Origin of the sequence: Duganella fentianensis (genome assembly GCF_009857835.1) — a bacterium.
Classification (GTDB): domain Bacteria; phylum Pseudomonadota; class Gammaproteobacteria; order Burkholderiales; family Burkholderiaceae_D; genus Rugamonas; species Rugamonas fentianensis.
In genome coordinates this window covers 16,397-34,061 of the sequence record NZ_WWCL01000010.1, presented here as the reverse complement: position 1 = coordinate 34,061, position 17,665 = coordinate 16,397, and the positions used below count along the sequence as shown (strand labels likewise).

The window sequence follows — 17,665 nt, the reverse complement described above, 5'->3', positions numbered from 1 at the left end:
GGAGCTATTTTGCGTATTTCTGATCGTATCGATATGACGCTGACGATGCGAATCGGTGCCGATTTTCGGCGCCAAGGAAGTGACACATTTCCTTTCCTTGCATTCCAGTTGACACAATTGCTTTCCAAATTCGGTAAGCCGTTGAAAATATTAAAGAATTTCAACTTTCCCGACTCTGAAAAGATGGATTGACACATTTACCGTCGCAAAAGTGACACTTTCGCTTTCCACTACGAGCTTGGGCCAGCCGCACGGTGACTTGTCCGGCACTGACGACCTGTCCGGGTTCGGCCAGTGTTTCCGTCACAATGCCATCGGCATTGGCCAGCAGTTCCGTGTAGCCGCTGGCATTCTCGGCCACCTTGGCCTGGGCGATGGCTGCCGCCAGTTGGGCCTGAGCCGTGTCGGCTGTCGCCTGGGCCAGTTCGTAGGCCGATTCCGCGATCGCCCCGCTACCACGCAAATCGCGATAGCGTGCCGCATCGGCGGCGCTTTGCGCGGCTCTGGCCCGTGCTGCCGTCACTGCCTGCTGCTGCGCCTGCGCCGCCAGCTGGTAATCCAGCGGATCGATGCGCATCAGCACCTGACCACGCTGCACCGGCTGCCCGGCATCGACCAGCCGGGCCAGCACTTTGCCCGCCACCCGAAACCCCAGATCGCTCTGCACTCTGGCGGTGACGACACCGGTAAACGAACGCGCGGCTTGGCCGGCCTCTTGAACGACAGCCGCACGCACCACAGGGATCTGTGTGCGGGGGGCGGCACCTGACTTGTCACCGCAAGCGACTAGCGCTAGCGGCAACAGCGCACTTATGACGGTTTTGGAAGAACGCCAGAACATGAAAAGCCCATATACGAAGTGATAGGAGCTTTCATTATGGTTCTAGTGACCAATTTAGTCAACAGTCACAAGTTGTTTGCAGGCGTTTAGGGGGAGAGGCTACGTAGAACCAGATTGGAAAGTTGCACGGGGGCATCTTCGGTATAGTCAAAACTATATTGCAGCAACAAAGGATTGAGGTAGGGGCGCATCACCAGATAGATTGCCATGGTGGTCTCGTCGAGCGGCGTCTTACGTTCGAAATCACCGGATAAGCGCCCCGCCTGCAGCACCTCGCGCAGCAGGCGTTGAATATTCGCCTCGTACACGATCACGGTCTGCCAGCGTTCGGTCGCCGCGGATGCCGCAATTTCGTACAGCTTGCGATCACGGAAGAACAACCGCAAACTGGCTTCCGTACAGGCTTTGAACATTCTGCGCAGCTGTTCTGGCGGCTGATCGCTTTGGCCAATCGCGGCGCTCACTTCGGCCTCGATTTCGCGCAAGCAGTTGCCACAGATCATTTCCCCGATGGACTGCTTGGATTCGAAAAATTTATAGATATAGGCTTTGGAATAGCCGATCACCCGCGCCAGATCGGATACGGTGGTCTTCTCATAGCCAAAATGGCTGAAGTGTTCAGTTGCCGCCGCAACAATCTGTGCGCGCACTTCGTGCTCGGCAGGGCCGCGGGATTTGGTAATGGGTGTGCTGTCATTTTTCATAACTAGCAGTTTACGCCATTAAGGAATACTGGACAACTTGTGACCATTTGGTATTATGGTCACCACTTCTCCTATTCAGAAAGCTTCCCATGTCCAGCAAACCCGTCCTGATCGCTCTGCTTGTCACTAGCCTGACCACTGGATGTGCGGTCGGGCCCGACTACAGCCGCCCTGCCAGTACCTTGCCGCAGCAATTTAACGCTCAGGCCGCAATCGAAGCGCGTCCCGCGAGTGCCGTGGCCGATCTGGCGAGCTGGTGGCATGGCTTTGGCGATCCACAACTATCCCGCCTGATCGATCTCGCTCTTGCGCAAAACCTTGAGCTGGCTGCCGCCACCGCCCGGATTACGCAGGCGCGCGCCGGCGTCGCTGCAGCGCAAGCGGCAATACTGCCTTCAGCCAGTCTCTCGGGACAGGCCGCCAGAGCAAGGCAATCGCTGGAGACCCCGCAAGGGCAAATCCTGAATTCGGTACCGGGATACGATCGCTATGGTGATGCCTATGAAGTGAATCTAGGGGCAAGCTGGGAAATCGACCTGTTTGGCGGCCTGCGCCGCAGTCGTGAAGCAGCCCTTGCCGAGTATCAGGCCAGCGCAGCGGGCGCCGTGGCTACGCGCCTGGCCGTGGCAGCCCAGACGGCCGACCTGTATATCAGCCTACGGGGTTTGCAAAACCGCCTGCAGATCGCCGCGCAGCAGATACAGACCCAGCAGGACCTGCTGGCCAGCGTGCGTCTGCTGCATGGCAAAGGGCTGGCGCCAGAGATTCAGCTGAAACAGGCCGAAGCGGCACTGGCACTGGCCCAGGCCACCCTGCCCACGCTGGAAGAAGCATATGAAGTGGCGCTGAATGCCCTCGACGTGATGCTGGGTGCCCTGCCGGGCACCTACCGGCGCGAACTGCTCGCCGGCGGCAGTATTCCGCAAGCGCCGCAGATCCAGAGTCTGGCCACGCCGGGCGAACTGCTGCGCCGCCGTCCGGACCTGATCGTGGCCGAGCGGCGTCTGGCGGCCGCCCATGCCCGCATCGGTGGTGCGATTGCCGAGTACTACCCCAAGCTATCCCTGAATGGACTGCTTGGCAGTGCCAGTGCTATCTCCGCTGGCAATCTCTTTAACAGTGGTGCCAATCAGGCTTCGGCTGCACTGGGCCTGCGCTGGCGCCTGTTCGACTTCAAACGCATCGACGCCCAGATTGCCCAGGCTGAGGGGCTGCACGCAGAGAGCCTGATCGCCTATCGGCAAGCCATCCTGAAGGCAACTGAAGACGTGGAAAATGCCTACACGGCAGTGCTGAAACGTGAAAGCCAGAGCGCACAGCTAAATCAAGGATGGCAGTCACTGGGCAGCGCACGCAACGCTACCTTCGCAGCCTATCAGAAGGGACTGGTCAGCAAGATGGACGTGCTACGCGCAGACGAAAGCCTGTTACGTGTCGCTGATGCTAAAGCGCAGGCGGAAATAGATGCGGCCCGCGCTGCCGTCGCAACATTCCGCGCCCTTGGCGGCGGTTGGCAAGTTTCGCAAACTGAGCTAGCACTGCGATAACCCTCATCTAGAGCACTGCAGTCAGGCGATGCCGAAGGGCGTAGTCACCTGAGCTTGCGATTTGCGGATTTGGCGCTCCGCCAGAGGGAGAAATGCCGATTTTTGGGCTTACGGAACAGTCCGTGATCCTCAAATCGCCCCTCAAAAAAGACAACGGTGTCTAATCCCCAGTTTTACATGGCGCGCTCCTTCCAAAATCGTAATATGAGGAAGTAAATAACTGATACGGACTTGCTGTGCTCACTCGGGCTATGGATACGCAGAATGCGGAACAGCACCTGCGCCATAATGCACGACGGAACATTTTATTGCCCCGCCCCCTCGTCATTGCTGAAGGAAAGACATCGCTCCCACACACAATGTTCGGGATCTACAAAGACTTGAGATAGTTACTCAGTTCGGCCACTTCGGCTGGTGTCAGCTGCAAGTGCTGACGTTCATTATAGGTTGCAACCACATCTTCCAGAGTCGCAGCCGAGCCATTATGGAAGTATGGCGCGTGTTGCCAAACACCTTTAAGCGGCGCGGTCCGATACTGCTGCGTAGCCGAGCGACTGGCGTAGCTAGGTACTCCCGCCGCTTCCGGTTCGCTCACTGTTTCCAACGGCGTATGCAAGCGCGAATTAGCATCGGTGAATTCATTTCCGCTATGACAGGTAAAACACGTCGCCTTGCCGTAAAAGAGTAATTTACCGCGCGCTGCCATGACCGCATCAAAACTCCCCTCAGGTGCACCAGGGGCCGCCAGCGAAAGCTGGTAAGCTTGCAGCGCTGGCAGCTTGGACGAAACTAGGTCGACCGTACCATTGGTCACCGAAATGCCAATACGGCTGTCGTCAAAATGCCCCTGCCCCCCCATCTGCGTGACCGCTACATAACGATTCCAGTACGCGATTTCTGTACCGTCGCCGGTCGAGGTGATGCGGTGTATGCCCGCCAGGCCATAGGCCGGCGGTATCACTTGCGGGCCGTTCTTCCCATCTACGCTGTAGCGCGGGTCATACATGCCCTTGCCCCAGGATTTGTAGACGGCTTTCTGCACCGTACTCAACGCTGGCGACAACGCAATGATGGCACCAGCATTCAGGTCACGGTTAGCCCAGCCATCTAACCGGCGCCCTATGCCGGCGGCGAACGAGTTATCAACCGTGGAGTGGCAAAGCGCGCAGGTGATGCCCACCCGCGTCAGCACATCCCTGCCATTAACGCTCTCGACTTTACCGACTATGCCAACCACGGCATTCAATTTCAACAGCGCGACCGTGGTGGCAGGGCTTTTCAGGTCAATACTGCCATCCTTGATACCGTTGACGACTGCCGTCGGCAAGGCGTCGGCGTCGACTTTCAGCCCGACCGATAGCGCGGTGAGCGGATCGACCGCGCTCGAAATGACGGTATGCATCTGCAGTTTGTCGGTCCAATGCGCTTCGTCGCCGAAGGTATCGTAGCGGAAGATCTGCTGACCCTGCGCCAGTTGCGCAGGATCGGGCATTTCGGGCGTGGTCGGAGCAGTGGCAACTGGCCGCGCGGTGTCGCCGTCGCCGCAAGCGCTGAGCAAAATGGTGCTGAGTATGGCGCCGCCCAGCAGGCGCCAGCGTGTGTAAGCTGAGGCGCTGAAATATAGCATGCTGTTTTCCCTTTCTACGAAATCGATGTGTGAAGACATGCAAGCCGCAGTCGACATGACTGTGTTGCCCGTGTTTAGATGAGGCGAATATTTGCCCTGTTCCTTGATTTTGAGAAAATCAAAAATTATTTATGGGAACGCCCGCAGAGCTGACGACGTCTAACAGTCATACGCCACTACACAAGGAAACCCTTCATGCCACCCCATCGCATCGCCAGCAGTATCACTGCCAGCCACAGTGCCTTATCGGACGCCGATATCATTCAGGCCATACAGGCCGGGCAGCGCAATGGATTCGAACTGCTGATGCGCCGCTTTAACCGGATCCTGTATCGAGCGGCACGCGCCATCGTCAAGAATGACGCCGAAGCTGAAGACGTGGTACAGGAAGCCTATCTGCGTATCTTTCAGTCGCTGCACAGCTTTCGCGCTGAGTCCAGCCTGTCGACCTGGCTGACCCGCATCGTCATTAACGAAGGGCTGGCACGTAGCCGCAAAAGCACACGCCGCGCCGAGATCATCGATATCAGCAGCGAAATGCAATGGGACGAAGTGGAGCGACATCAGACGGAAGACGAGGCAATCATGGACGGCAAAAGAGTGGAACAGCCCGAGGAAGCGGCAGAGCGGTCGCAGATCCGGCGCTTGATTGAAGAAAAAATCGACGGCTTGCCGGACGTCTTTCGTATCGTATTTATGTTGCGCGGGCTGGAAGAAATGTCGGTGGAAGAAACCGCCGCCTGCCTCAACATTCCCGAAGCGACCGTACGGACCCGCTATTTCCGCGCCCGCAGCATGCTGCGCGAAGCACTCTCACGTGAAATTGATCATGGCCTCGATGCAGCCTTCTCGTTCGATGGTGCGCGCTGTGACCGCATCGTGGCCAATGTCCTGGCCCGCCTGGCAGCACACTAGACCTGGCCGGGAACGCAAGCAACCTTTGCGGCATCTAATGTTTGTAGCAAGCACGTTTTACCCCACTTCACAAACAGCACAAAGGAATCGTATGAATAAGCACGTTCAAGCATTGACTGCTAGTCTGCTGGTACTGGCCGTGTCGGCATCGTTCGCTCAGGCGCACGGGCCTAGCGACGCACAAATCGCTGCGATCGTTGTTGCAGCCAATAACGTCGATATCGAAGCAGGCCAGTTAGCCGCAGCGAAGGCCAGCAATGCCGAAGTAAAAAAATTCGCGCAAACTATGGTTGCCGACCATGGCGGCGTCAATAAAATGGCGGTCGAACTGGTGACCCGTCTGCAGGTCATCCCGGAAGAAAATGACATCAGCAAATCACTCAAACAGGGTGGCAACGAAACACTGGCCAAGCTCAAAGCTCTGCACGGCGCAAAATTCGATCAGGCCTATGTTGATAACGAGGTGGCCTATCACGCCGCGGTAATGGACGCGCTCGACAAGACTCTGATTCCGAGCGCGCAAAATGCCGAACTCAAAGCTCTGCTGGTAAAAGTACGGCCTGCCTTCGTAGCCCATCTCGATCACGCCCGGCACATGCAGGCGTCATTCAAATAAGGATGAGCATGCGTACCCTGCCACACCCCGACGGTCTAGCGCGCTGCTGCGGCAAGGGGGCGCTTGTTCTGGCCCTGCTAGCGGCCCTGTGTGCGCCGTCGCAGACACTTGCAGCATCGGCCACACATAGGGTGATTATCGAAGCTATGCAGTTTTCGCCACAAGTACTGGAAATCAAAGCCGGCGATACGGTCGAATGGATCAATAAAGACCCGTTCCCCCATGATGCCGTCAGCCGCGTCCCACAATTCACGTCGGGGACCATACCGGCAGGCGCACGCTGGACGTTCGTCGCGCGTCGCCAAGGCAGCTTTGCCTATGCCTGCACGCTGCATCCGATGATGCAAGCCCGCATCATCGTCAAGTAGCCGCGCTACCGGCTCGACATCTCCAGCCCAATTACTACGCACTCGCGCGCTACACAAGGAGCTTAAATGCTGTTAGATCTAGACATCAAACCCGGCCGGCAAACGCTAAAGGTCAGCGCGTCGGAACGGATACGCCAGCGCTTGCTGGACGCAGGCCAGCGGTTTCACGCCAACGACAACATCGCGGCGTATATCCGCCATGGTGAGCTGGACGAACTACGCCACGAAGTGACGCTGCAATTGCAGGAAGTGTTGCGCACTCTGGTCATCGATACCCGGAACGACCATAACACGGCCGACACGGCAAAGCGGGTAGCCAAGATGTTTGTTGAGGAGGTATTTCGCGGTCGCTATGAAGCAGCGCCTGCGGTCACCGCCTTTCCGAATATCACCGGGCTTAGCGAATTGATGATCATCGGTCCGCTAACGGTGCGTAGTGCCTGCTCGCACCACCTCTGCCCTATCATGGGCAAAGTGTGGCTGGGAGTACTGCCCAACGCCACGTCGGATCTGATCGGCTTGTCCAAGTTTGCCCGTCTGGCCGAGTGGGTGATGAGCCGGCCACAGATACAGGAAGAAGCCGTGGTGATGTTGGCCAATGAACTGGAACAGAGAATCCGCCCGGATGGCCTCGCCATCATCATGGAGGCCCAGCATTTTTGCATGCACTGGCGGGGTGTCAAGGACGATGGGGCTTTGATGTGGAATTCCGTGATGCGCGGCGCCTTTCTGAACAACACCGCACTCCGCAGTGAATTTCTGAATCTGATCACCACGCTGAATTAAGCAAATACAATGCTCAATCAGCCAGCCGCGGTCAGACACTGCCGTTCGCTAGCAATCCAACTAACGCTGGACAGATATATGCGCCGATTTTTCACGCGCGGCATCCCTCAAGTGCAAGCGGATAAAATCTGCCGCTGCCTCCTGCTGCCCTGTCAGTAGCAACTCGATCAGGCTCAGGTGCTCGCGGCAGCGACGTGCACTGGCTTCGCGGTTAAACGTCTTACGATATTCCATCAGGCGACGCAGGCTATTGAGCCGCTTGAGCGAATCGATAAAGAAAACGTTGCCTGAGCATTCTGCAATGGCTTCGTGTAACTGCGTATTGGCATTAAAGATATCAGCCGCAGAAACGTCATTAATCTGCTCCAGCAGCAGGCGCTGCTGCTGCTGGCAACGTTCCAGTGCAGTACGGTTCAGACTGAATGTCGGCTCCAGTATGCCAGCCGCTTCGATCAGGATACGGAAGCGGTAGCCCTGATCATAAGTTGCCGCTGACGTCAGGACAGGGGTAAAGCGCCAGCCATGCCCGGGCAGACGTTCTATCCATCCTTCCTGCGCCATGCGGCGCAAGACCGCCGCCAATTGTGCGCGGCTGATGTCATACCGCCGCGCAAATTCGTTCTCCGTCACCCGCTCCGGCAAGTGTCCTGCCAACCTGTCTTCGGCAATCGCAAAATAGGCCTGCTCGAGCGGATCCGGTGGCGTGAACTGCTTTTCGCCCGACTGCACCAGCAAGGCGCCGGCATTCGATACGCTGTGGGCGCCATCTTTACTGGTCGCCAGCAGACCTTCACGCACCAGTCGCTGTATCGCTTCGCGCACCGGCGTGCGCGAGACACGGAAGCGTTCAGCCAGCCCGCGCTCGCTGAGTCGGGTCCCGGCCCGTCAATCGAAGTAATTCTGCATACACCCCAGCGCCCGTAAGTTCTTGAATTTAGGCCGATCCCATTTTCGATGACGACACTTTTACTTCGCATACATGCGAAGTAAAGTTGCGACATCCTTGAAATGCGCAGTAAAACTGCTAAATTGTATAAAAACCGGCGGAGATCCGCATGGCACCTGGCATTTCACACTCACGCTTCACCCATCCGATCGACAGCGAGCGGCCGAAAGGCGCATCGCGCTTTGAGTTTTTGGCGCCCAAGCTCAAGCGCCGGGTGACGCTCTTCGACCCGTTCCATGTTCGGCTTTGGGCGCTCCTCGAAAGCAATCCCCGGGTGCTGCGCTATTGCGAGCGCCCGGCGTACTGGCACCACGACAACCGCCGGCAACTGGCTGATTTTTGGGTCAAGATCGGACGACGCGAAGTATGCTGGATCGTCACACCCACGCCCCAGCCGGCCCGGGCGGGGGGCCTGAGTGCCGACGACGATATCGGCGTCCGCTATGTGCACGTGCAAGATCTTGCCGCCCATGGCGTCTGGATCGAGAACTGGCTGCGCATCCTGCCCTATCTTGCGTCGAATGAGCGCTTTGTCAGCGAAAGGTTGTTGCTCGATGTCGAGCAAGCGGTATCGAGCGCGCCAACGCTGGGGCAACTCGAACGCGACTTTCAGCCGCATGACACCGTGCTGGTGCGCACCGCGGTATTCATGCTGCTGCACAAAGGGCGCATCAAGGCGAAGGCATTGCGCGATCGGCCGTTGGGGCCGGCGATGGGTTTGCGGAGGGCATCCACATGACTGGCCGTCGTAGCGCCACCGCCACGGATCGGGCCGATCCGACATTGTGGCCGACCGTGGCGTGGCCCGCTCTTTCGGGAGAGCAACAAAAAATCTTTCGCGCCCGTGAAGAAGCGGTGCGGCTGTATTGTCGGCGCGCTCCCCTGCGCTCCATCGAGGCCGCCACAGGGGTGCCGTTCAGCTCCGTGCGCCGCATGTACGAACGCTGCCTGCAGACGCATGCCGACGGCCGTCTGCAGGGCTTGCGCGCACTCGTTCCCTACGAACATGTCAAGTCGTACCGGCGCTCGGCAAAGAGCGTCCGATCCGGTCCTGCGGGCAAGGCCGGCGCATTCCAGCAATTGCTGGAACGTCACCCTGAGCTGGAAGCCCTGATCGCCAATGAGCTGCAGGCGCATCACGTCGTGTTAAGAGAGGGGCCAAAAGGGCTCGTTGTCGGTGGGCTGAGCGCCTTGCACAAACGCTTTCGCCTGCTCTGTCTGGAGCTGGGCCTGACGCAAGGGGACTATCCCCTGGTTCAGGACGAGCAAGGGATCCGCAGCCTGGGCGCGGCGGTCAAGTCCATGGCCGCGCGCTCATTTGAACTGGCGGCGCGCGTCGCGCTCGCGCAAAAACGCTCCGGCGGTGTCCGTCCGCACGCCGAAGGCCTGCCATTGGTCGCGGCCATCCCGTTCGATGCCGTCGAATTCGACGGCCACCGGGTTGACGTGCGCCTGCGCATCGTCTTTGAACGCGTCGCCGGCATCGAGGAGTCGTTCGAAATCGATCGCGTCTGGCTGCTCACCATCATCGACATTTGCAGCCGGGCGATCCTGGGCTACCACATCGTGCTGGAACCGGAATACAGCCGCTTCGACGTGCTCAAGACGGTCGAGCGGGCCCTGGTTCCGTGGCGCCCGCCGGCGCTGACCATTCCCGGCCTGCGCTTTGCCCCAGGAGCGGGCATGCCCTCCGAACGCTTCCCGGAACTTGGCTATGCGCTGTGGAACTGGTTCCGCTTCGACAATGCGAAAGCCCATCTCGCCGAGGACACCTTGCGCGTGCTGACCGACATTGTCGGCTGTGGCGCCCATGCCGGTCCGGCTTACCGCCCCAACGAGCGGCCCCATATTGAACGCTTTTTCGGCACCCTGGCATCGGTCCTCGCGCATCGGTTGCCGGGTAACACGGGCAGCGGCGCTGCCGATCCGCGGCGACGCATCGCGGAACTGACGGCCACTTCGGCGGCCGTGGTGCGACTCGACGAATTGATGGAACTGACTGCGGTGGCCATCGCCAACTACAACGCCGCTGCGCACACGAACCTGGGCGGTCGTTCGCCGCTGGAAATGCTGGGCTATTACGTCCGTGAAAAACAAAGTGCGCTGCGCTGGCTGGCCGAGCCCATGCGGCGCAACCTGTGTCTGCTGCAGCACGAGCATGAAGGACACGTGCGCGGCAGTGTCGTCAAAGGGGTGCGGCCCTATATTCATTTCTTCGGCGCGCGCTACACGAGCCATGCCCTGGCCGGACGGGCGGACCTGATCGGCAAGCCGGTGCGGCTCTACTTTGACGCCGAGGACGTGCGCGCGCTGCGCGTGTTCGACGCGGCCGGGCGCGAACTATGCGTGGTGGAGGTCCAGGGGGCCTGGCGCCATACGGCCCATACCCTGCGCATGCGCAAGGAAATCCTGGCCCTCGTGCGGGCGCGCAAGTTGCGCGTCGCGCACAATGACGATCCGGTCCAGTGCTATCTTGATTACCTGCGCCATGGCGCAGCCAGGCGGCGCCGCTCGGCCAGCAAAGCGGAGATTGCGCGGCGGGCCATTGACGCTGCCGCGCCGGCGCCGAAGGCGCCACCCGGTCCGGCCGAGAAGGCGCAATCGGACTGTGCCACAGCACCCGTCCCCCTCCCTGCCGAGGAAGCCAAACAAAGCAAAAGCCCGGTCAAGGGCAAGCGGCTCATCATCGGCTCCGGTCAAGTGTTCTCACGCTAACCATGGCCAAGGAAAAACCAGCAACGGCGGGCGACGGCAGGACGGTCGCACGACCTATCGCGATCGACCACCATCCCTTGAACAACCGCACCTACCGCGTCGCCACGACAGCCATCGAGGACTGCTGGCTGCTGGTGTCGAGGTGCCTGCAATACCGCATCCCCGGGGCGTTGATCTATGGCGAGAGCCGACTGGGCAAGACCTACGCGATCGAATACCTGCGCATGCTGATCCACCGCGAGCGGCCGGAGATTCCCACCTTCCACGTGCAGTCCGAGCACAAGGCCAGCCGCAGCGAGGGCGCATTTTTCACGCGCCTGCTCCGCTCGGTACGTCATCCCTCGCCCGACAGCGGGCGCAATGGAGGCAAGCGGCGGGCACTGCACGAGCGGCTGCGCGATGTGGCGGAAGCCCAGGGCAGTACCTCGGTCATCTTTTTCTGCGACGAGGCGCAGCGCTATTGCCTGCACGAATATGAGTGGCTGCGCGACGTGCATGACGAACTGGCCCAGTGCGGCGTGCGCTTGACGACCTTTCTGTTTGGCCAGGAGCGGCTATGCGAGCAACGGGCGCGTTTTCAGGAATCCGGCGACACGCACATCGTCAAGCGCTTCATGGTGGAGACCTTGCGCTTTCGCGGCATCCGCAGCGCGGTCGACGCCGCGACCTGCCTCAGGAGCTACGACGAGCACGCGTACCCGGTCGGCAGCGACTGGAGTTTCACGCGCTATTACTATCCCTTCGCTTTCGAAGCGGGCATGCGCCTGGAAATGAGCGCCGACTTTGTGTGGGATGCCTTTTCCCAGGCCCACCAGCATGCCGGCCTGGCCGGCGCAGTCGAAATCCCGATGGAATATTTTTCGCGCGCGGTCGAGGCCATTTTGCTCGACGGCCTGCTGCACGATGCGCTCGACTTTCAATTGAGCGAGCGCCACTGGAGCACCGTCGTGCAGCATTGTGGCTATGTGGCCTCGGAACAGGCGGTCGAGCGCAATGCGCGTGGGCTGGGACGTTGAGTGCGCCCCCGATGCGCCTGCCCGTGCTCATCGTTCCTCCCGGCGGCGTCAAGGTGGTGGCCTTGCCGAAGTTGGCCCCCCATCTTCTGGCGCCGTATGAATCGGCCTGGGCGTGGGCGGCCAAGCTCGCCGCCGCAAACGCCTTGTCGGCCTGCGAAGTGTCGGCGCTGCTGGGCATTTCGGCGCGCCATCGATCTGCCCTGCTGCCCGATCACGTGCCGCGCGCAGCGCAAGTGCTGGGCCGGACATTGGGTTTTCCGGCCACGCGGATCCGGGATGCCTTTCTCGAGGGCGGCTTGCGCGATCTGCGCCCCCTGATGCACGAGCGGCTGCGGCTTTGTCCTGCCTGCGCGCGTCTGGGCCGGCACTTCATCCTCCATCAATTGCGGCCATTCTCCCATTGTCCGCTGCACGGCTTGCCCTTGCGCGATCGTTGCCACCGCTGCGGCGAGCCGCGTAGCTACGGGCTGGGAAGTTCCCGGGTCTTCGGGCCCATCAATTGCCCGACCTGCCGCGCGCCGCAGCTGCCGTTATCGGTCGGCGGTCAACCCGAGGCCCGTGGGATGCCGGCGCCCAGTGTCGACCTGATCGCGCGCTGGCTGGCCTTCCTGCGCCGACGCGTCACGCTGCCGGTCTTGTTCGACAGGGAGGGCGCAATCGACGCCGCTCGATGTGCAGGATCTGTTGGCGCAGACCGCATCGAGGTGTGCATTGCGCCCAAGTCGACACGCCATCGGCTCACCTCGACCATGCGCGCTCGCTGGTCTGCCGGCATGCAGCACACGTGCCTGAGGGATGGCCGGGATTACGGATTTTTTCGCAGAAAGTGAACTAACCTATTGATCTATAATAGAAAACCACCTTAATCGACTGGTCCCTTTTGCCGACAAGAACCAGAAGCCTTTTCGTTCCCGCCTATTTCCACGCATTTTTGGCGGATTGTCCTTTTTTGCTGGCCAGCAAAAAAGGACAATCCGCCAAATTGAGGGGCGGCCGGGATTCGTGTAAAAAAACTCAAATTCCGCTTTAACTTATTGATTTATCTGGGCAATGAGTGAGGTCGTCAGTCGTCGATCAGCGCCTGAATGATTGGGCAACCTTCGCTACGCTCCTCACTGTCGCATTGGGCCACCATCCCTTCGAGCGCGGTCTTCATCGCATGCAGGTCGGTTAGTTTTGACTCCACCATTGCGAGCTTCCTGATTGCCAGCTCGCGAGTGCCATTGCAGGCCAGCGAACCTTCCAGCCTAAGCAAACTCGAAATTTCGTCAAGCGTAAAGCCAAGCAACTGAGCCCGCTTGATGAACCGTATCCTGCGAATATCTCCGTCGCCATAGGTGCGGTAGCCGTCATGGGGACGCATTGGTTCGTCGATCAGCCCGCTGCGCTGGTAGAACCTTACCGTCTCGACGTTCACCCCGGCGGCGGCGGCCAGGCGCCCGATCGTCATTTTTTCATCCATGTGCTTGACTCCGTATATATGTACGGAGTTTATCCTATTCTCGGACAAAACCTATGGGAGTGAGCATGGCAATCGGAACAAATAGCACCTTGGCCGCAGGGATATTGGCGGCCCTCGGCGCGTCGGCTTGCTGCGCTGGCCCACTCGTTCTTCTGTTGCTCGGCGTCGGCGGCGGTTGGGCGTCGCACCTAATTGCATTGGAGCCATATAGTCCCTATCTCACCGGGCTGACGCTGCTTTTGCTCGGGCTGGCCTTCTACAATTTATATGTGCGCCGTCGTGCCTGCGCGCCGAGCGACGCGTGCGCTTCTGATCGAGTCATCAGGAACCAGCGCATCGCGTTCTGGCTTGTTACTTTGCCGGTGTTACTACTGCTGGCATTTCCCTTGTATGCCCCATTGTTCTATTGAAAAGGATGTCCCCATGCGTATCTACTCATTCCTCGTTGCTGTTTTGCTAGCTGGACCGGCCTTTGCCGGCGAGCCACAGGTCATTACCCTTAACGTACAAAACATGACCTGTCCGGCGTGCCCGATCACCGTCAAGAAAGCGCTGGAGCAAGTTCCAGGCGTGAGCGATGTGAAAGTGGATTTTGGGCACAAGACCGCGGCGGTGCGGCTAGATATGGACCGCGCCACTATCGCATCGCTGACTAAGGCGACGGCCGATGCTGGTTTCCCGTCGACGCAAGGGAAATAACGCGATGACCGAGGCGATTTTAGAATCCACGCTAACGTGCCCACATTGCGGGGTGAGCAAACAGGAGCGCATGCCGACGGACGCGTGCCAGTTTTACTACGAGTGTACAGGTTGTAGCGTCGTGCTACGGCCAAAGGCCGGCGACTGCTGCGTGTTCTGCTCCTACGGGACGGTAAAGTGCCCACCGATCCAGTTGCAGCGGGGATGCTGCGGATAGTGCCGGCTTACTTTTCGACCTCGCGTGCGGTCGACGTGGCGGCGATCTTGTCGAGATAGGTCCGCAACTGCTCCCCGATTTGCTCCTGCGCCTGTACCTTTGCATTGGCCTGGGCCAGCAAAAGCTCCAATTCACGGACCTCTGCCTTGACCGGCGCCATCTGGTCATTGGCATTGTTTAGCTGTTCGGTCAGTAGTTGGGGTACAAACAAAATTCGGAAAAAATCGTACGCTAAGACTTTCTGAGCGATGCTCGGGATCACGGATTCTTCGCCGAAATTGTACTAGCTAGTTAAACTATAATAGAAAATCGCCATAATAACCACGCCGTTTCAGTCTGTCCGAATTAACGGTCTCCTTGCTTCCGAGCAGTTCCTAAGCATTTTTGACGCCCCCCTTTTTTTGCTGGCCAGAAAAAATAGACATTTCTCCAACATTAGAATTGATCGATGCCAAGCCATCCGCCTGCATAAGAGTCTTCCGTTTGTGCCAAGATTGAGAGATTGGATGGTAATAACTCGCTAAGCTCGTCGGGCTCGCATTTCACATTTCCCTACCGCTTGACATTCGATTTCCTCAATCGAAAAAGAAGGGGAAGAAGGTTTATGTTAAGCTTTTCCGCATGAAAAAAGTGCTACTCATCATGCTGTTAGTACTCGTGCCATTCCAGATATCCTGGACAATGGCCGGAGATTATTGCCAGCATGAGAATGGCGCTGTCGCTGCGCACTTTGGACATCACGCCCATCAGCATCAAAGCAAGCCGGGTCAGTCAGACTCCAAGCATGCAAGTAAACTAAGCCGGGCGCACTCCGATTGTGGTTCTTGCCACGCGACCGTACTGGCCTTGTTGCTGGAGCCACACGCTGCTGGCGCAATTTCGATGTTTGCGGTAAAGCTGCAGCCGCTTCCTCCTGACGCCTACACATCTCACATCCCGGATGGCCCACGCGAGCCAGACCGCACGCATTTCGCCTGATCCACGTATTCAGCAATTCGCCCAATCTTGGGCGTACGTTCAACGCAATGAATTGGAGTAGGTATGACAGCGTCTGAAAAGCACGAACACAACTCAACAAAAGAAGAAGGTGGTCATGATGGGCACGATCACGAAGGCGGTCTGCTGGGTGAAAAAACGGAACTGATTTTTGCGCTGCTCGCCGGCGCTTTAGTTTTAGCAGGTTGGCTGTGCGAGAGGTCCGAGGCTGGGCCGGACTGGCTCAGCACGGCCTTGTACTGCACCGCCTACATCTTCGGCGGTTACTTCACGCTCAAAGAGGCTATCGATAACTTGCGCGCGAAGCGCTTCGAGATCGATACGTTAATGCTTGTAGCTGCAGCCGGCGCCGCTGCCTTGGGGAAATGGGGGGAAGGCGCATTGCTGCTGTTCCTGTTCAGCCTGGGCCATTCGCTGGAGCATTTCGCGATGGGGCGCGCACGACGCGCTATTGAAGCGCTGGCCAAGCTCGCACCTGAAACTGCGATCGTTCGCCGCGGCGACAAAACTGAGGAGGTTTCTGTTGAATCCCTCCAGCTAGGCGACGTTGTGTTGGTCAAGCCGAATGAAAGGTTGCCGGCCGATGGCGTCGTAACCAAGGGCACAACCAGCGTTAATCAGGCGCCGGTGACTGGCGAGAGTGTGCCCGTCGACAAAGAGCCCGTGGCAAATGCAAGAGCAGCGATCGCCACGTTTGATAAGGCGCCTGCAAACAACCGCGTATTTGCGGGCACCATCAACGGTGCTGGCAGTATTGAGGTCATGGTTGCACGCCTGGCCACCCAGTCGACAATGGCTCGCGTCGTGCAGATGGTTTCCGAAGCCGAGGCACAGCGTTCTCCGACTCAGCAGTTCACTGATAAATTCGAGAAGAAATTTGTGCCGGCGGTGTTGGGATTAGTCGTGTTGCTGATGTTAGCCTTCGTCGTAATCGACGAACCATTCGCAGACAGCTTCTACCGTGCGATGGCCGTGCTCGTTGCTGCCAGTCCGTGTGCGCTGGCGATCTCCGTGCCAAGCGCCGTGCTCTCTGGCGTTGCGCGCGCCGGCCGCAGCGGGGTGCTGGTCAAGGGAGGCGGGCCGCTTGAGAACCTCGGGACTCTCACCTCTATTGCCTTTGACAAGACAGGCACGCTCACTGAGGGCAAACCGAAAATGACGGACGTTGTGACGGCGCCTGGTGCAGATGAAGCAGAGCTACTCAGTGTCGTGCTTGCAGTTGAATCTCACAGCGACCATCCGCTTGCTTCGGCATTGGTGGCAGGCGCGCGCGAACGCTTAGGTGACAAGCTGCAGCAGATTTCTGCCAATGATGTGAAGAGCATCACTGGCCGCGGTATCGAGGCAGATGTCGGTGGTGAAAAGGTCTATGTAGCCAAGCCGATTCTGTTCACGGAACTCTCCGTCGGCTCGGTGCCGGAAGCGCTGGCTAGCGCCAATGAAAAACTGGTCGGCGACGGTCGCACTACCATGATCGTGTTTAAAGGCACCCGTTACCTTGGCGTGATTGGCGTCATGGATACACCACGCGAGGTAGCTGGCGAGGTGATGACTAAACTGCGCGCACTGGGCATCGAACGGCTCATTATGATTTCTGGCGACAACCAGAAAGTTGCAGACTCGGTTGCGCGCACAGTAGGACTTACTGAAGCGCGCGGCGATTTGATGCCGGACCAGAAGGTCGAAGAGATTAAGCGCCTGCGCGAAGCACACGGCAAGGTCGCGATGGTCGGCGACGGCGTCAATGACGCGCCTGCGATGGCTAATTCGACCGTTGGCATCGCGATGGGAGCCGCGGGTTCGGACGTCGCGTTGGAAGCGGCCGACGTAGCGCTGATGGGCGATGACCTATCGCAGCTACCGTTCGTCGTTGGCCTTTCACGCCAGACGAGCAGAATCATCAAGCAAAACCTTTGGGTGAGCCTGGGTGTGGTCGCCGTGCTAATCCCGGCGACGATCTTCGGCTTGAACATCGGCACTGCCGTACTCTTCCATGAAGGTTCAACGATCATTGTGGTGGTCAATGCGCTGAGGCTGCTCGCATTTAAGGACAATGCTGGCGCGTAAAAGCGGTGATGATGACACCTCAAAAACAGGAGTGGCATCATCACATAATTGCAAGATTGCTTTTAGATACAAGCTGTCTGAGAGATCACTTGCAAACAGAGACTGTTGGATTAAGAAAAAAATTCGAGCGCAACAGAAATGCC

At 58.7% G+C, this 17,665-nt stretch carries 19 protein-coding genes and 1 pseudogene; 14 read left to right on the top strand and 6 right to left on the bottom strand.

Going from position 1 to position 17,665, the window contains the following annotated elements; translation table 11 throughout:
• A partial coding sequence (locus GTP23_RS22900) for a hypothetical protein (protein ID WP_229256244.1) occupies nt 1–192 on the top strand: 192 nt, incomplete at its 5' end.
• Nucleotides 193–217: 25 nt separating this feature from the next.
• Here the strand turns inward: GTP23_RS22900 and GTP23_RS22145 are convergent.
• Together GTP23_RS22145 and GTP23_RS22140 are read right to left on the bottom strand one after the other, a co-directional pair.
• Nucleotides 218–841, bottom strand: a pseudogene (locus GTP23_RS22145) (efflux RND transporter periplasmic adaptor subunit); the annotation flags it as partial.
• 86 nt (nt 842–927) lie between these two features.
• Nucleotides 928–1,545 carry a TetR/AcrR family transcriptional regulator gene (locus tag GTP23_RS22140; protein ID WP_161037120.1) on the bottom strand — a complete coding sequence of 206 codons (618 nt, stop codon included), beginning with the start codon at nt 1,543–1,545 and terminating at the stop codon, nt 928–930.
• 89 nt (nt 1,546–1,634) lie between these two features.
• Here GTP23_RS22140 and GTP23_RS22135 point away from each other — a divergent pair, with 89 nt between their 5' ends.
• A complete protein-coding gene (locus tag GTP23_RS22135) occupies nt 1,635–3,092 on the top strand; it encodes an efflux transporter outer membrane subunit (RefSeq protein WP_161037119.1) in 1,458 nt (485 codons plus the stop codon).
• 370 nt (nt 3,093–3,462) lie between these two features.
• Here the strand turns inward: GTP23_RS22135 and GTP23_RS22130 are convergent, their stop codons facing one another.
• Nucleotides 3,463–4,758 (bottom strand): c-type cytochrome, encoded by a 1,296-nt coding sequence (locus GTP23_RS22130; RefSeq protein WP_229256243.1) that lies wholly within the window; start codon nt 4,756–4,758, stop codon nt 3,463–3,465.
• A gap of 156 nt (nt 4,759–4,914) precedes the next feature.
• On the opposite strand from GTP23_RS22130, the gene GTP23_RS22125 reads away from it, so the two are divergent.
• The 4 genes from GTP23_RS22125 to folE all read left to right on the top strand — a co-directional run bounded on the left by GTP23_RS22125 (nt 4,915) and on the right by folE (nt 7,404).
• Complete coding sequence (locus tag GTP23_RS22125) at nt 4,915–5,634, top strand: RNA polymerase sigma factor (protein WP_161037118.1); 720 nt, start codon at nt 4,915–4,917, stop codon at nt 5,632–5,634.
• A gap of 91 nt (nt 5,635–5,725) precedes the next feature.
• On the top strand, nt 5,726–6,250 hold the full coding sequence (locus tag GTP23_RS22120; protein WP_161037117.1) for a DUF4142 domain-containing protein: 525 nt from the start codon (nt 5,726–5,728) through the stop codon (nt 6,248–6,250).
• An 8-nt stretch (nt 6,251–6,258) separates the two neighbouring features.
• Complete coding sequence (locus tag GTP23_RS22115; protein ID WP_161037116.1) at nt 6,259–6,618, top strand: cupredoxin domain-containing protein; 360 nt, start codon at nt 6,259–6,261, stop codon at nt 6,616–6,618.
• Nucleotides 6,619–6,684: 66 nt separating this feature from the next.
• The gene (folE, locus tag GTP23_RS22110; protein ID WP_161037115.1) at nt 6,685–7,404 is read left to right on the top strand and encodes a GTP cyclohydrolase I; all 720 of its coding nucleotides are present in this window, start codon (nt 6,685–6,687) and stop codon (nt 7,402–7,404) included.
• Between the two features lie 60 nt (nt 7,405–7,464).
• On the opposite strand, the gene GTP23_RS23115 is transcribed toward folE, so the two are convergent.
• Nucleotides 7,465–8,259, bottom strand: a complete 795-nt coding sequence (locus GTP23_RS23115; protein WP_161037125.1) for a GntR family transcriptional regulator — start codon at nt 8,257–8,259, stop codon at nt 7,465–7,467.
• 200 nt (nt 8,260–8,459) lie between these two features.
• On the opposite strand from GTP23_RS23115, the gene GTP23_RS22100 reads away from it, so the two are divergent.
• Genes GTP23_RS22100 through GTP23_RS22085 form a run of 4 tightly spaced genes read left to right on the top strand, consistent with a single transcriptional unit; the run spans nt 8,460 to nt 12,911 of the window.
• Complete coding sequence (locus GTP23_RS22100) at nt 8,460–9,089, top strand: hypothetical protein (RefSeq protein ID WP_161037114.1); 630 nt, start codon at nt 8,460–8,462, stop codon at nt 9,087–9,089.
• The gene (locus tag GTP23_RS22095; protein WP_161037113.1) at nt 9,086–11,065 is read left to right on the top strand and encodes a TnsB C-terminal domain-containing protein; all 1,980 of its coding nucleotides are present in this window, start codon (nt 9,086–9,088) and stop codon (nt 11,063–11,065) included. Before GTP23_RS22100 ends, GTP23_RS22095 begins: the two co-directional genes overlap by 4 nt.
• Nucleotides 11,066–11,067: 2 nt before the next feature.
• A complete protein-coding gene (locus GTP23_RS22090; protein WP_161037112.1) occupies nt 11,068–12,081 on the top strand; it encodes an AAA family ATPase in 1,014 nt (337 codons plus the stop codon).
• Nucleotides 12,082–12,092: 11 nt separating this feature from the next.
• Nucleotides 12,093–12,911 carry a hypothetical protein gene (locus tag GTP23_RS22085; protein ID WP_161037111.1) on the top strand — a complete coding sequence of 273 codons (819 nt, stop codon included), beginning with the start codon at nt 12,093–12,095 and terminating at the stop codon, nt 12,909–12,911.
• Nucleotides 12,912–13,144: 233 nt separating this feature from the next.
• On the opposite strand, the gene merR is transcribed toward GTP23_RS22085, so the two are convergent.
• On the bottom strand, nt 13,145–13,543 hold the full coding sequence (gene merR / locus GTP23_RS22080; RefSeq protein ID WP_161037110.1) for a mercury resistance transcriptional regulator MerR: 399 nt from the start codon (nt 13,541–13,543) through the stop codon (nt 13,145–13,147).
• A gap of 65 nt (nt 13,544–13,608) precedes the next feature.
• Between merR and GTP23_RS22075 the strand changes: the two genes are divergently transcribed.
• The 3 genes from GTP23_RS22075 to GTP23_RS22895 are packed head-to-tail and all read left to right on the top strand — an operon-like array spanning nt 13,609 to nt 14,459.
• Complete coding sequence (locus GTP23_RS22075) at nt 13,609–13,953, top strand: mercuric transporter MerT family protein (protein WP_161037109.1); 345 nt, start codon at nt 13,609–13,611, stop codon at nt 13,951–13,953.
• 13 nt (nt 13,954–13,966) lie between these two features.
• The gene (locus GTP23_RS22070) at nt 13,967–14,242 is read left to right on the top strand and encodes a cation transporter (protein WP_202412313.1); all 276 of its coding nucleotides are present in this window, start codon (nt 13,967–13,969) and stop codon (nt 14,240–14,242) included.
• Nucleotides 14,243–14,246: 4 nt separating this feature from the next.
• A complete protein-coding gene (locus GTP23_RS22895) occupies nt 14,247–14,459 on the top strand; it encodes a GDCCVxC domain-containing (seleno)protein (protein WP_229256242.1) in 213 nt (70 codons plus the stop codon).
• A gap of 7 nt (nt 14,460–14,466) precedes the next feature.
• Here the strand turns inward: GTP23_RS22895 and GTP23_RS22065 are convergent, their stop codons facing one another.
• Nucleotides 14,467–14,721: a hypothetical protein gene (locus tag GTP23_RS22065; protein ID WP_161037108.1), complete on the bottom strand. Its 255-nt coding sequence runs from the start codon at nt 14,719–14,721 to the stop codon at nt 14,467–14,469.
• A 779-nt stretch (nt 14,722–15,500) separates the two neighbouring features.
• Between GTP23_RS22065 and GTP23_RS22060 the strand changes: the two genes are divergently transcribed.
• Nucleotides 15,501–17,522: a heavy metal translocating P-type ATPase gene (locus GTP23_RS22060; RefSeq protein ID WP_161037107.1), complete on the top strand. Its 2,022-nt coding sequence runs from the start codon at nt 15,501–15,503 to the stop codon at nt 17,520–17,522.
• The last annotated feature ends 143 nt before the right edge of the window (nt 17,523–17,665 follow it).

Bases quoted from the DNA above. Each gene is read 5' to 3' on its own strand.
- GTP23_RS22085 (WP_161037111.1), top strand. From the start codon at position 12,093: ATGCGCCTGCCCGTGCTCATCGTTCCTCCCGGCGGCGTCAAGGTGGTG.
- merR (WP_161037110.1), bottom strand. From the start codon at position 13,543: ATGGATGAAAAAATGACGATCGGGCGCCTGGCCGCCGCCGCCGGGGTG.
- GTP23_RS22070 (WP_202412313.1), top strand. From the start codon at position 13,967: ATGCGTATCTACTCATTCCTCGTTGCTGTTTTGCTAGCTGGACCGGCC.
- GTP23_RS22120 (WP_161037117.1), top strand. From the start codon at position 5,726: ATGAATAAGCACGTTCAAGCATTGACTGCTAGTCTGCTGGTACTGGCC.
- GTP23_RS22130 (WP_229256243.1), bottom strand. From the start codon at position 4,758: ATGTCTTCACACATCGATTTCGTAGAAAGGGAAAACAGCATGCTATAT.
- GTP23_RS22060 (WP_161037107.1), top strand. From the start codon at position 15,501: ATGACAGCGTCTGAAAAGCACGAACACAACTCAACAAAAGAAGAAGGT.
- folE (WP_161037115.1), top strand. From the start codon at position 6,685: ATGCTGTTAGATCTAGACATCAAACCCGGCCGGCAAACGCTAAAGGTC.
- GTP23_RS22115 (WP_161037116.1), top strand. From the start codon at position 6,259: ATGCGTACCCTGCCACACCCCGACGGTCTAGCGCGCTGCTGCGGCAAG.
- GTP23_RS22075 (WP_161037109.1), top strand. From the start codon at position 13,609: ATGGCAATCGGAACAAATAGCACCTTGGCCGCAGGGATATTGGCGGCC.
- GTP23_RS22090 (WP_161037112.1), top strand. From the start codon at position 11,068: ATGGCCAAGGAAAAACCAGCAACGGCGGGCGACGGCAGGACGGTCGCA.
- GTP23_RS22140 (WP_161037120.1), bottom strand. From the start codon at position 1,545: ATGAAAAATGACAGCACACCCATTACCAAATCCCGCGGCCCTGCCGAG.
- GTP23_RS22100 (WP_161037114.1), top strand. From the start codon at position 8,460: ATGGCACCTGGCATTTCACACTCACGCTTCACCCATCCGATCGACAGC.
- GTP23_RS22125 (WP_161037118.1), top strand. From the start codon at position 4,915: ATGCCACCCCATCGCATCGCCAGCAGTATCACTGCCAGCCACAGTGCC.
- GTP23_RS22135 (WP_161037119.1), top strand. From the start codon at position 1,635: ATGTCCAGCAAACCCGTCCTGATCGCTCTGCTTGTCACTAGCCTGACC.
- GTP23_RS22895 (WP_229256242.1), top strand. From the start codon at position 14,247: ATGACCGAGGCGATTTTAGAATCCACGCTAACGTGCCCACATTGCGGG.
- GTP23_RS22095 (WP_161037113.1), top strand. From the start codon at position 9,086: ATGACTGGCCGTCGTAGCGCCACCGCCACGGATCGGGCCGATCCGACA.